Raw genomic sequence first — 12,316 nt, forward strand, 5'->3', positions numbered from 1 at the left:
AGCAGTGGGGGAAGCGGCCACGGGGCGCAGGCGGGCGGGCGCGGTGGCGCCCTCATCCAGCGTTATCGCGCAGCCAGGCGTGTACGCCGCGTGGATCGGGCAGCGCATAGGTGGCGACGCTGTCGGCGCGGGTGCCGACCAGCACGCTCCAGCCGCCGGCCTGGTTGGCCGCGGCGAAGCCGAATTCGTCGGTGAGATCGTCGCCGACGAACACCGGGCGGCGCCCGCGGAACGGCGGCTGCTGCAGTAGCGTGGTCAGCGCCACGCCCTTGTCGCTGCCCTCGGGCACGAACTCGACCACGTGGTCGCCGGGCTGCAGGCGGTAGCCGGGCAGGTCGGCGATCTGTTCGTGCGCGAACGCCAGCACCGCGTCGGCCGCGCTCGGTGCCGCACGCCAATGCAGCGCCATGCTGGCGCCCTTGTCTTCGACCAGCACGCCCGGATGCGCCTGGCGCAGGTGTGCGGCGCGCGCATGCAGCGCATGGAGAAACGCCGAGGTATCGGCGGGCATCGCCGCTTGCGCGTCGGCGTCGCTGCGCAACTCGTGGCCGTGCAGGCCGGCGGCGGGCAGCCGCAGCGGTGCGAACAAGGCGTCGAGCTGGGTCAGCGGACGTCCGCTGACCAGCGCCACCGCGCCGCCGAGGCGCTGGTGCAGGCGGCCGATCGCCTCGCGGACCTCGGGCAGCAACTGCACCTGGTCGGGGCGTTCGGCAAAGGCGATGAGGGTGCCGTCCACGTCCAGGAACAATGCGCAGGCATCGTCCAGACGCGGCGGCGGCGGTCGGAGGGGGAGCGCGTCTGCCATCGCCCCATGATGGGGTAACGGGCGTTAGCGTCAGGTGGATTGGGGGCGGGGATTCGGGAGTGGGGATTGGGGATTCGCAACAGCGGGCGCCCAGCGGCTGCGGCTGTCTGCAGATGCCGGGATTGGGAGTGGAGATTCGTGCTTGGTTAGCGCTCCACGAGTGCCGACGCGCCGCTTTTACGAATCCCCAATCCCCACTCCCGAATCCCGGCTGTTTTTACGAATCCCCAATCCCCACTCCCGAATCCCGGCTGTTTTTGCGACTCCCCAATCCCGACTCCCCAATCCCGGCACCTCAGTCAGAAGGTGTACCGCACCCGCCCATAGTAGTAAGCGCCGTTGCTGCCGATCGGCGACAGCACGTCGTAGGGCAGGTTGCCGAAGTAGGCGATGTCCGGTTTGGAGCGGTCGGCGTAGGCGTCGGTGAGATTCTGGCCGCCCACCGCCACGCTCCACTGCGGGGTGAGGTGGTATTCGACCTCGGCGTCGAGTTGCCACTTGGCGCGGTAGGTCTGCTCCGGGGCGAAGCCGTCGCCGAAGTCGAACACGCGGGTGGCGCTGCCGTAGCGGGTGACACGGGTCTGCAACGACCAGCGTGCATCGCTCCAGTTCGCCGCCAGCTGCGCGCGGGTGCGCGGGGTCGCCTCGGTCAGGGTGTTGCGCTCTTCCACGCCGAACAGCACGTAGTCCGGATTCAGCGCCAGCAACTGTGCCGGCGTGGCCACGACGTTCTCCAGCTCGGTCTTGGCGTAGCTCCAGGTGCCGGTCAACTGCAATTGGCCCTGGCCCAGCGCCTGCCGCCAGTTGCTGACCAGCTCGGCGCCGCGGGTGCGGGTGTCGGCGGCGTTGACGAAGAAGCTGGCGCTCTGCAGGCCGGTGATGCCGAAGCGCTGCGCGACGAAGTCGGTCAGGGCGTCGCCGTCGATGCTTTCCGACAGCGCGATGCGCTTGTCGATGTCGATCTGGAACAGGTCCAGCGACAGGTCGAAGTGGCTGCCGACGCGGCTGGTGAAGCCCAGGCTGTAGTTGCGCGACTTTTCCGGCTGCAGCGTGCGGGCGCCCAGCGCCTGCGCGATCGGGTTGTCGACCGAGAGCAGGCGGCCCTGCAGCAACTGCCCGTTGGCGTTGTAGCCGGTGGAACTGGCCTCGTAGCCGATCTGGCTCAAGGACGGTGCGCGGAAGTTGTTGGAGATCGCGCCGCGCAGGGCGAACGCCGGGACGAACTCGTAGCGCGCGGCCAGCTTGCCGGTCAGTTCGCCGCCGAAGTCCTGGTAGTGCTCGTAGCGCGCGGCCAGGTCGGTGGAAAGCTTGTCGCCGAACTGGCTGGACACGCTGGCGTAGACGCTGGCGACGTTGCGCGAGAGGTCGGCCGCATCCTGCGGGGTCAGGCCGCCGCCGGCCTGGGCGCCGGTGGGCCGGTCGGTGTAGGGGCCGGCGGCGTAGCTGGCCGGGTCGCCCGGACGGGTGCGGTAGTGCTCGCGGCGCAGCTCCACGCCGGTGCCCACGGTGTGGGTGGCCCCGGCGGCGTCGAAGCTGCGGCTCAGGTCGAGGTTGGCCACGCCCTGCTCGAAGGCGTAGTCGCCGGTCTTGAAGCGGGTCGGGCTGCCCGGGCCCAGCGAGGCGTTGAGCGAGTGCTTGAGCCGGTAGGTGAAGTCGTTGCGGCCGTAGTCGAGGCTGGCGTCGTAGGCCCATTCGCCCCACTGCCCGCGCGCGCCGAGCACGGCCTGCAGGTCGCGGTTCTCGCCCAGCGACACCGGGCGGTAGCCTTGCGGATACACCTGCGTCCAGTTGGCGGCGCCGTCGGGGTAGCGGAAGTAGTTGGCGCCCTGCGTGTCGCGCTGGTTGTAGGTGCCGAAGGCATAGACGTCGCTGCCCTGGCCGAACGGCAGCTTGCCGTTGATCCAGGCGTTGAGGTCCTTGCTGGCGCCGTCGCCGAGTTCATAGTTGCGCTTGCCGGCCAGCGCCAGGTTGGCCGGGGTCTGTTCCTCGAACGGCGGGATCTGGTCGAAGCCGGCGCGGTTGGTGGCCTCGTGGTTCTTCAGTTCCAGGCCGACCTTGAAGAAGCCGCCGTCCTCGCCCAGGCGCGTGCCGACCTTGCCGCTGGCATAGCCGGTCTGGCCGTCGGTGAGGGTGCGGTGGATCGGCTTGACGTCGGTGTGGTTGGCGCCGTAGCTGGCCTCCAGCGCGCCGCTGTCCGGGTCGTCGTCGAGGATCACGTTGATCACCCCGGCCACCGCGTCGGAGCCGTACTGCGCGCCGGCACCGTCGCGCAGCACTTCGATGCGCTTGATCGCGCTGATCGGAATGGCATTGAAGTCCACCGGCGTGGTGCCCTTGCCGATCTTGCTGTCGGTGTTGACCAGCGCCGAGGTGTGGCGGCGCTTGCCGTTGACCAGCACCAGCACCTGGTCGGGCGAGAGTCCGCGCAGCTGCGCGGCGCGCACGTGGTCGGCGCCGCCGGAGTTGGACTGGCGCGGGAAGTTGAAGGAGGGCAGCAGCGCCTGCAGCGCGCTGCCGAGTTCGCCGTTGACCACGCCGGCCTTGCGGATGTCCTCGGCGCTGAGCACGTCCACCGGGGCGGTGGATTCGAGCACGGTGCGGCCGCTGGCGCGGGTGCCGGTGACGATGACCGTGTCCAGGTTGGTCGCGGTGGCCGGGGCGGCCTCCTGGGCGAACGCGGGGGCCGCCAGGGCCAGGGCGATGGCCAGGCTCAGCGGCCTGACGAACGGGGACGACATGGGGGTTCTCTCCTGAAACGATGACCATCAAGACCGGCCGCGCCGGCCGTGGCGGCGACTGGGGTCGGCAAAGGTTGCTGCATCCATCCGGATGAAGCGATATATTAGCCCGACGTTAAGGCGATGTGCGAGCCGCGTATTCGGTGCTTCGGGCATGAGCTCATGCCCGGCAGTTATCCGGCCTCGCACCGCGCCTGGCCTACGATCGCCTGCTCCCTTTCCGTTCCGACCGAGACCCTGCCGATGCTGCTGCGTGCCCCGTTGATCGCCGTCCTCCTGGCCCTGAGCGCCTGCGCCAGCGTCGCGCCCACCGCGTCCACCGCGCCGAGCAAGGTCAGCGCGACGCTGCAGGGCGATGCGGCGCGGCCGGGGCAGGCCAGTGGTTGGGTGCGCAGCGAGCTGTACTTCGGCGTGGGCGAGGAGAGCGGCCCGGCCGACCGCCCGCAGGCCGAGCCGATCAGCGAGGCGCGCTGGCGCGCGTTCCTGGACCAGGAGGTCACGCCACGCTTTCCCGATGGCCTGACCGTGTTCGACGCCTACGGCCAGTGGCTGTTCCGCGGCGCCAAGGAGCCGAACCGGCTCAACACCAAGGTGCTGGTGATCCTGCACGAGGACACGCCGCAGCGCCGCGCCGACATCGAGGCGATCCGGTTGGCGTGGAAGCAGGCCACCGGCCACCAGTCGGTGCTGTGGGCGCGGTCGCCGGTGGACGTGTCGTTTTGACGGCGGGGATTCGTGAGTGGGGATTGGGGATTCGCAAGGGCGGGGTGCTGCGGTGATGGTGGGGCCGTTCGTGATTCGGCCCGGTGATCTCGACGATCCGGCGGTGCGTGGGTTGCTGGAGTACCACCTGCAGCAGATGCACGCGCAGTCGCCGCCAGGGAGCGTGTATGCGCTGGATGTTTCCGGTCTGCGGCGCACCGACGTACGGGTATGGAGCGTGTGGCGCGACGACGCGCTGGCTGCGGTCGGTGCGCTGCGCGTGCTCGGCGATGGCGGCGGCGAGCTGAAGTCGATGCGCACGCATCCGGCGTTCCTGCGGCAGGGTGCGGCCGCGGCGCTGCTCGAGCATATGATCGCGGTCGCCCGCGCCGAGGGTCTGCAGCGGCTGAGCCTGGAAACCGGCAGCGGCGCGGCGTTCGAGGCGGCGCTGGCGTTGTACCGGCGGCGCGGCTTCCGCAACGGGCCGGCGTTCGGCGACTACGTGCCGAGTGCGTTCAATCAGTTCCTGCATCTGCCGCTGTCGCCGTAGCGGCGCGTCGTCGCCGGAAAACGGCATCCTGCGCGTGCAGCGTTCTTGCGGCACCGCTTCCCCTTACCATCCCTCGACCCCCACGCCGCCACTGCCCGCATGTCCACTCCCGCTCCTGTCTCGCCGCGTCCGCGTTGGTTCGTCGCCGGCGACCTCAACGGCTTCTTCGGCCTGGTGGTCGACAACCTGTCGATCCTCGGTTTCATCACCCTGGCCCTGGTCGGCTTGTTCCAGTTCCCCGCCGAGGTCATCTACACCCGGATGATTCCCGGCACCGCCTTCGGCGTGCTGGTCGGCAATCTGCTGTACACGTGGATGGCGCGGCGGCTGGCCGCGCGCAGCGGGCGCAGCGACGTGACCGCGATGCCGCTGGGCCTGGACGCACCGACCAGCATCGGCATGGCCCTGCTGGTGCTCGGCCCGGCCTTCGTGCGCTACAAGCAGCAGGGCCTGGATCCGCAGGCCGCGGCGCTGGCCACCTGGCACCTGGGCATGGCCGCGCTGGTGGTGATGGGCGTGCTGAAGACGGTGCTGTCGTTCTTCGGCGACGCGGTCACCCGCGCGCTGCCGCGCGCCGCGCTGCTCGGCTCCATCGCCGGCATCGCGATCGTGTTGATGGGCTTCCTGCCGCTGCTGGAGACGCTGCGCACGCCGCTGGTCGGGCTGGTGGTGCTGGGCCTGCTGCTGTACGTGCTGATCGCCAAGGGGCGGCTGCCGTGGCGCCTGCCCGGGGTACCGCTGGCGCTGGCGCTGGGCACCGGCCTGTACTACTGGGCCAATGCGGCCGGCTTCGGCATTCCCGGCCACCAGGCGCCGCAGTGGATCGCGCCGCAGCTGGTGCTGCCGTGGCCGAGCCTGGGCTTCGTCGCAGGCCTGGCCGACACGGTGCCGTTGCTGCCGCTGCTGCTGCCGTTCGGCCTGCTGATGGTGGTCGGCGGCATCAACGTCAGCGAAAGCGCGCGCGCCGCCGGCGACGACTACCGCACCCGCGACATCCTGCTGGTCGAAGCCGGCGCGACCCTGATCGCCGGTGCCTGCGGCGGCGTCGCCCAGACCACGCCGTACATCGGCCAGCCGGCCTACAAGCACATGGGCGCGCGCAGCGGCTACACCCTGCTGACCGGCCTGTTCATCGGCCTGGGCGGCATGTTCGGGCTGGTCGCCGGCCTGGTGCAGTGGCTGCCGATGGCGGTGCTGGCGCCGATCATCGTCTACGTCGCCATCGACATCACCACCCAGGCCTTCCAGGCCACGCCCAAGCGCCATGCCGGGGCGATGGTGCTGGGTTTCCTGCCGTCGGTGGCGTACCTGCTGGCGATCAAGGCGCCGGGCTGGATCGCCCCGGAGCAGCTGGCCAAACTCACCACCACCCTGGATGGCCACGGGCTGCCCGAGCTGGCGGTGATCCTGACCCTGGGCAACGGCTTCATCATCACCGCGATGCTGTGGATCGCCACGGTGGCGGCGATGGTCGACGGCAGGCTGCGCCGCGCTGCGGTGTTCCTGCTGGTGGCGGCGGGACTGACCCTGTTCGGGCTGATCCATTCGGTGGACCCGCGCGGCGGCCTGTACCTGCCGTGGACCCTGAGCGGCGTGCCGAAGCTGATCGCCTGGCAGTTCGTCGGCGGCTACCTGGTGCTGGCCGCACTGCTCGGCCTGCTCTCGCTGCAGAAGCCGCGCGCGGTGCTGGTGGAGTGAGCGGCGCTGCGGCACGCTTTCCGCCTCGCGTGCGGTGGTCGTGCGGCTGCCGTTCGATCGCAAGCCGGCCGTGGTCGCTTCGTTGCTGGTGCGCGCGTCGCTGCGGCCTCCCGGATAGTGCCCAGCCGCCGCGCAGCTAGCGCCCTGCGGCGCGAGGATGCGTCGCAGACCGAATGCTTGAGGTCTGCCAGTCATCACCTCCCATGGCGCGCCGCACCGCGACAACAGTGAAAGCGTTCTTCGATTGATGTGCGCCCAGGCTGAACGCTGGCCGTCCCGCGCTGGAACCGGGGCGCACCGCCGCGGTCACAGCTTCACTGTCCAATGGAGATGTGCATCCCATGCAGCCGCGTCATTCGTTCTGGCCGTGGATCCTGGTCGCCGTGCTGGTGGCCGCCGCCGCGGCGTGGTTGTTCCGCGACAACATCGCGGCGCTGTGGCCCACCGCCGCGCCGGCACCTGCCGCGGTCGCGCCAGCGCCCGCCGCCGTCCCGCCTGCAGCACCCGACGCGCCGGCCGCGGCCGCAACGCCACCGCCGATCCAGCACCCCATCGATGCGGCGGAAGCCGCCGATGCGGCGATTCCGGCCCTGGCCGCCAGCGACGATGCCGCCTGGGCGGCACTGAGCGCGCTGGCCGGCGGCGATGGGACGCTGGCGCTGCTGCTGCGCGACCACCTGATCCAGCGCCTGGTGACCATGGTCGACAACCTGACCCAGCGCCGCGTCACCTCGCGCGCGTTGGCGCTCAAGCCGGTGCCGGGCGAGCTGCAGGTAAGTACCGATGCCAGCGGCGTCAGCGTCATTGCCGATGCCAACGCACAACGCTATGCGCCCTACGTGGAGGCGTTCACCCGCGCCGATCCGGCGACGGCGGTGGCGGCATACCGGCGCTTCTATCCGCTGTTCCAGCAGGCCTACGTGGAACTGGGCTATCCGCAGGGCTACTTCAACGATCGCCTGGTGCAGGTGATCGACCATCTGCTGCAGACCCCGACGCCCAAGGGTCCGCTGGCGGTGGTGGTCGATCCGGTGCGCGGCAAGTACGGCTTCGTCGATCCGGCGCTGGAGTCGCTGTCGATCGGGCAGAAGGCGCTGCTGCGCATGGGCCCGACCCAGGCCGCCGCGGTCAAGGCGCAATTGCGTGCGGTGCGCGAGGCGCTGACGCGGACCTGAGCGACAGGGCGAGCCAGGGGAGGCGCTTGCCGCGCCATGCGGCCGCGTCTGCGGGTTTTTTGTTTTTTGTAGGAGTGGCTTCAGCTGCGATGGGCATTACCGGTAACGCCCGTCGCGGCTGATGGTCCGAGGCCATGTCGAGCCGCTCCGGCGGGAAGTGCATATGGCCACGCCTGAAGCGCCCTTGTGGGAGGGACTTCAGTCCCGACGCGCTACACCATCCCTGTCATTGCCAAGTGGGAGATCACCACGGCATGACGGCTGTTTTTCAACCGGACGTGGCAGGCCGATGCCGGACGTACAGCCCCGCTCAACCATCCAACTCCGGGTAATGCCGGAAGATGCCGTTCTCGTTGAACGGCAGGCGCCGTGGCGAGGCCAGGTAGGTGGCGATGCCCGGACGCTCGCACACGCGCTGCTGCAACGCGCGCAGCCGCGGCAACTTCGGCGAGAGCCGTTTCATCGCCTGCGGGAACGCGTAGTCCAGCCCGCTCATCAGTTGGAACAACGACAGATCCACGTAGGAATGCTCGCGCAGCGCGTGGCGCCCGCCGCCCTGGTCCAGCACCTGCTCGAAATAGCCCAGGAACTTCGGCAGCCGCTGCGTGCGCAGGTCCTCGGCGCGGCGCCGCGCTTCGGCTTGCTGGTCTTCGTAGTAGAGCCCGCTGGCGATGGGGTGGTGGCTGTCGTGGATTTCGGTGACCAGATCGGCGATGGTCAATTGCAGTTGCAGTGCCTGCAGTCGCCGCGATTCGCTGTCCGGCACCAGGCCCAGCGATGGGCCGAGGAAGTGCAGGATGTTGGCGACCTGCGCGATCACCAACCGGCCGGCCTTGAGGAACGGCGGCGCGAACGGGCGCGCACCGGCATGAGCGCCGTCGAGGAAGGGCTGCATCGCCGCGTCGCCCTGCTCGCGGGCCACGTCGCGATAGCCGGCGCCGGCATCCTCCAACGCCAGCCGCACGAACTCGCCGCAGCCCTGGATGCCGGTCCAGTAGTAAAGCTCATAGTGCATGGCGGCTCCTGCGCGTGGGGACGAGAGCGCCGAGGGTAGCCGCCGTTCCGGTAGCGGCGTGTGACCGCCGGGAGGCGGCGGCCGTGGCGGTCCTGGACCGCGGCGATGGCCGTCCGCCGTCTACGGCGATCGCCGCCGGCCTTGAAACAGGGGCGGACAGCCGCATTTTGCTGGCATGCCGGCACGGCCGGCCCTTCATGACAGAGGACTTCCCGATGCGGATGGACAAGCTCACCTCGCGCTTCCAGCAGGCCCTGGCCGACGCGCAGTCGCTGGCCGTGGGCCGCGATCACACCATCATCGAGCCGGTACACGTGTTCGTGGCGCTGCTCGACCAGGCCGGCGGCAGCACCCGGCCGTTGCTGGCGCAGGCCGGCGTCAACGTGCCGGTGCTGCGCGAGCGGCTCGGCGAGGCGCTGGAAAAATTGCCCAAGGTCAGCGGCCAGCCCGGCAACCTGTCGATGGGCAACGACCTCAGCCGCTTGCTCAACCAGACCGACAAGCTGGCACAGCAGCACAACGACCAGTTCATCGCCAGCGAGTGGTTCGTGCTGGCCGCCGCCGACGACAGCGGCGCGCTGGGCCTGGCGCTGCGCGCCGCCGGCGCCGACAAGAAGAAGCTCGAGGCCGCCATCGACAAGCTGCGCGGCGGCGAGACCGTGCAGTCGGAGAACGCCGAGGAACAGCGCCAGGCGCTGGAGAAGTACACCATCGACCTCACCGCGCGCGCCGAGAGCGGCAAGCTCGATCCGGTGATCGGGCGCGACGAGGAAATCCGCCGTACCATCCAGGTGCTGCAGCGGCGCACCAAGAACAACCCGGTGCTGATCGGCGAGCCCGGCGTCGGCAAGACCGCGATCGTCGAGGGCCTGGCCCAGCGTATCGTCAACGGCGAGGTGCCGGAAGGCCTGCGCGGCAAGCGCGTGCTGTCGCTGGACATGGGCGCGCTGATCGCCGGCGCCAAGTTCCGCGGCGAGTTCGAGGAACGGCTCAAGGGCGTGCTCAACGACCTGTCCAAGAACGAAGGCCAGATCATCCTGTTCATCGACGAGCTGCACACCATGGTCGGCGCCGGCAAGGCCGATGGCGCCATGGACGCGGGCAACATGCTCAAGCCGGCGCTGGCGCGCGGCGAGCTGCACTGCATCGGCGCCACCACCCTGGACGAGTACCGCAAGTACATCGAGAAGGACGCGGCGCTGGAGCGGCGCTTCCAGAAGGTGTTCGTCGGCGAGCCGTCGGTGGAGGACACCATCGCCATCCTGCGCGGGCTCAAGGAGCGCTACGCGGTGCACCACGGCGTGGAGATCACCGACCCGGCGATCGTCGCCGCGGCCACGCTGTCCAATCGCTATATCACCGACCGCCAACTGCCGGACAAGGCCATCGACCTGATGGACGAGGCGGCCAGCCGCATCCGCATGGAGATCGACTCCAAGCCGGAGGAACTTGACCGCCTGGAGCGGCGCCTGATCCAGCTCAAGATCCAGCGCGAGATGCTGAAGAAGGAGAAGGACGACGCCTCGCGGCAGCGCCTGGCCGACCTGGAAAGCGACATCGACAAGCTCGAGCGCGAGTTCTCCGACCTGGACGAGGTGTGGAAGTCGGAGAAGGCCGCGCTGCAGGGCGCGACCAAGATCAAGGAGCAGATCGAGCAGGCGCGCGTGGAACTGGAGGCGGCGCAGCGGCGCCAGGACTATGCCAAGATGAGCGAGATCCAGTACGGCCTGCTGCCGAACTTGGAGAAGCAGCTGGCCGCGGCCAACGAGGCCGAGCAGCACGACTTCAAGCTGGTGCAGGACCGCGTCACCGCCGAGGAGATCGCCGAGGTGGTGTCGCGCTGGACCGGTATCCCGGTCAACAAGATGCTTGAGGGCGAGCGCGACAAGCTGCTGCGCATGGAGGACGAACTGCACCAGCGCGTGGTCGGCCAGGAAGAGGCGATCAAGGTGGTGTCCGACGCGGTGCGCCGCTCGCGTGCCGGCCTGTCCGATCCGAACCGGCCCAGCGGCTCGTTCCTGTTCCTGGGCCCCACCGGCGTCGGCAAGACCGAGCTGTGCAAGGCGCTGGCCGAGTTCCTGTTCGACAGCAGCGACGCGATGATCCGCATCGACATGAGCGAGTTCATGGAGAAGCACTCGGTGGCGCGGCTGATCGGCGCGCCTCCGGGCTACGTCGGCTATGAGGAAGGCGGTTACCTCACCGAGGCGGTGCGGCGCAGGCCGTATTCGCTGATCCTGCTCGACGAGGTCGAGAAGGCGCACAGCGACGTGTTCAACATCCTGCTGCAGGTGCTCGACGACGGCCGCCTCACCGACGGCCAGGGCCGCACCGTGGACTTCCGCAACACCGTCATCGTGATGACCTCCAACCTGGGCTCGCACCAGATCCAGGAGCTGAGCGGCGACGGCAGCGCCGAGGCCTACACGCAGATGAAGGCGGCGGTGATGGGCGTGGTGCAGGCGCATTTCCGCCCGGAGTTCATCAACCGCCTGGACGACATCGTGGTGTTCCATCCGCTGGACAAGGCGCAGATCAAGTCGATCGCGCGCATCCAGTTGCACGGCCTGGAGAAGCGCCTGGCCGAGCGCGGGTTGAAGATCGAGCTGGGCGAGCGTGCGCTGGAGTTGCTCGGCAATGTCGGCTTCGATCCGGTGTACGGTGCGCGCCCGCTGAAGCGCGCGATCCAGGCGCAACTGGAGAATCCGCTGGCGCAGCAGATCCTGTCCGGCCAGTTCCTCAGCGGCGACACCATCAAGGTCGAGGCCGAGGGCGGCCGCCTGGTGTTCGAAAAGGCCTGATGGGCCCCGTCGGGCAAGCGCTGCAGGCGCGTTCCGTCGCGTCTGCGGCGCGCGCGCTGCTGGTGGACATGGACGGCGTGCTGCGGCTGTGGCCCGACGACGACGCAGCATTGGAGCGCGCGCACGGCGTGCCGCCAGGCAGCCTGCGCGCGGTGGCGTTCGCGCCGGCGCTGCTGGAGCCGGCGATCCGCGGGGCGACCAGCGACGCGCAATGGCTCGCCGAGGTGGCCGCGCGCATCGCTGCGCTGGCGCCCGAGGCGGACGCCGCTGCGCTGGTCGCCGCATGGTCCGCGCCGACGGCGGCCCGCCTCAATCAGCCCGTGCTGGCGCTGTTGCGGGACGTGCGGCAGCGCATGCCGGTGGTGTTGCTGAGCAACGCCACTTCCCGGCTGCCGCGCGATCTGGACGCACTCGGCATCGCCGATGCATTCGATGCGGTGCTGAATTCGAGCGAGGTCGGCGCCATCAAACCGGAGCCGGCGATCTTCCTGCATGCGCTCGCGCAGCTCGGGATGGGCGCGGACGAGGTGCTGTTCGTCGATGACACCGCTGCCAATATCGAGGCCGCGCGCGCCTTGGGCCTGCGCGCCGAGCGCTACGTCGGCGCCGCGGCATTGCGGGCCTGGTTGCTCGCGCAGGGTGCGCTCGGCGAAGACTGAACCCGCTCGGCTACGGCAGCGACGCATCTTCCCGCACCCGCCGGCGCGGGGTTCGGTGCCGCAACGTCGAGTCTCTGGACCCGCGTGGCGTTGGCGACGCTGACAGCGAGCCGGATGGGCCCGGCCGGGGGCGATCCGCCCTTGCCGCCGCGCAAGACCGTCTCGGCCGTATC

At 69.7% G+C, this 12,316-nt stretch carries 9 protein-coding genes; 6 read left to right on the top strand and 3 right to left on the bottom strand.

Annotated elements, in window-relative coordinates; genetic code table 11:
* Window positions 1-52 precede the first annotated feature (52 nt).
* Together otsB and QN245_RS05670 are read right to left on the bottom strand one after the other, a co-directional pair.
* Entirely contained in the window at window positions 53-805 is a 753-nt protein-coding gene (otsB, locus tag QN245_RS05665; protein WP_184446989.1) for a trehalose-phosphatase, read from the bottom strand.
* A 299-nt stretch (window positions 806-1,104) separates the two neighbouring features.
* Entirely contained in the window at window positions 1,105-3,543 is a 2,439-nt protein-coding gene (locus tag QN245_RS05670; protein WP_317844774.1) for a TonB-dependent receptor plug domain-containing protein, read from the bottom strand.
* Between the two features lie 243 nt (window positions 3,544-3,786).
* On the opposite strand from QN245_RS05670, the gene QN245_RS05675 reads away from it, so the two are divergent.
* The 4 genes from QN245_RS05675 (at window position 3,787) to QN245_RS05690 (ending at window position 7,668) form a co-directional block, all read left to right on the top strand.
* On the top strand, window positions 3,787-4,266 hold the full coding sequence (locus tag QN245_RS05675) for a DUF3574 domain-containing protein (protein WP_184645885.1): 480 nt from the start codon (window positions 3,787-3,789) through the stop codon (window positions 4,264-4,266).
* A gap of 70 nt (window positions 4,267-4,336) precedes the next feature.
* Complete coding sequence (locus QN245_RS05680) at window positions 4,337-4,795, top strand: GNAT family N-acetyltransferase (RefSeq protein WP_317844775.1); 459 nt, start codon at window positions 4,337-4,339, stop codon at window positions 4,793-4,795.
* A gap of 99 nt (window positions 4,796-4,894) precedes the next feature.
* Window positions 4,895-6,493: a hypothetical protein gene (locus tag QN245_RS05685; protein WP_317844776.1), complete on the top strand. Its 1,599-nt coding sequence runs from the start codon at window positions 4,895-4,897 to the stop codon at window positions 6,491-6,493.
* Between the two features lie 341 nt (window positions 6,494-6,834).
* Window positions 6,835-7,668, top strand: a complete 834-nt coding sequence (locus QN245_RS05690) for a DUF3014 domain-containing protein (protein WP_317844777.1) — start codon at window positions 6,835-6,837, stop codon at window positions 7,666-7,668.
* Window positions 7,669-7,978: 310 nt separating this feature from the next.
* On the opposite strand, the gene QN245_RS05695 is transcribed toward QN245_RS05690, so the two are convergent.
* Complete coding sequence (locus QN245_RS05695; RefSeq protein WP_317844778.1) at window positions 7,979-8,683, bottom strand: glutathione S-transferase; 705 nt, start codon at window positions 8,681-8,683, stop codon at window positions 7,979-7,981.
* Window positions 8,684-8,898: 215 nt separating this feature from the next.
* On the opposite strand from QN245_RS05695, the gene clpB reads away from it, so the two are divergent.
* The gene (gene clpB, locus QN245_RS05700; protein ID WP_160969132.1) at window positions 8,899-11,484 is read left to right on the top strand and encodes an ATP-dependent chaperone ClpB; all 2,586 of its coding nucleotides are present in this window, start codon (window positions 8,899-8,901) and stop codon (window positions 11,482-11,484) included.
* A gap of 68 nt (window positions 11,485-11,552) precedes the next feature.
* The gene (locus tag QN245_RS05705; RefSeq protein WP_317844779.1) at window positions 11,553-12,143 is read left to right on the top strand and encodes an HAD-IA family hydrolase; all 591 of its coding nucleotides are present in this window, start codon (window positions 11,553-11,555) and stop codon (window positions 12,141-12,143) included.
* Window positions 12,144-12,316 lie beyond the last annotated feature (173 nt).

The sequence above is a fragment of the Xanthomonas rydalmerensis genome (genome assembly GCF_033170385.1).
In the GTDB taxonomy this organism is placed as follows: domain Bacteria; phylum Pseudomonadota; class Gammaproteobacteria; order Xanthomonadales; family Xanthomonadaceae; genus Xanthomonas_A; species Xanthomonas_A rydalmerensis.

Excerpts from the sequence above, each read along its gene's own strand:
- QN245_RS05690 (WP_317844777.1), top strand. The coding sequence starts at position 6,835 with ATGCAGCCGCGTCATTCGTTCTGGCCGTGGATCCTGGTCGCCGTGCTG.
- QN245_RS05670 (WP_317844774.1), bottom strand. The coding sequence starts at position 3,543 with ATGTCGTCCCCGTTCGTCAGGCCGCTGAGCCTGGCCATCGCCCTGGCC.
- QN245_RS05695 (WP_317844778.1), bottom strand. The coding sequence starts at position 8,683 with ATGCACTATGAGCTTTACTACTGGACCGGCATCCAGGGCTGCGGCGAG.
- QN245_RS05685 (WP_317844776.1), top strand. The coding sequence starts at position 4,895 with ATGTCCACTCCCGCTCCTGTCTCGCCGCGTCCGCGTTGGTTCGTCGCC.
- QN245_RS05675 (WP_184645885.1), top strand. The coding sequence starts at position 3,787 with ATGCTGCTGCGTGCCCCGTTGATCGCCGTCCTCCTGGCCCTGAGCGCC.
- QN245_RS05705 (WP_317844779.1), top strand. The coding sequence starts at position 11,553 with ATGGACGGCGTGCTGCGGCTGTGGCCCGACGACGACGCAGCATTGGAG.
- otsB (WP_184446989.1), bottom strand. The coding sequence starts at position 805 with ATGGCAGACGCGCTCCCCCTCCGACCGCCGCCGCCGCGTCTGGACGAT.
- clpB (WP_160969132.1), top strand. The coding sequence starts at position 8,899 with ATGCGGATGGACAAGCTCACCTCGCGCTTCCAGCAGGCCCTGGCCGAC.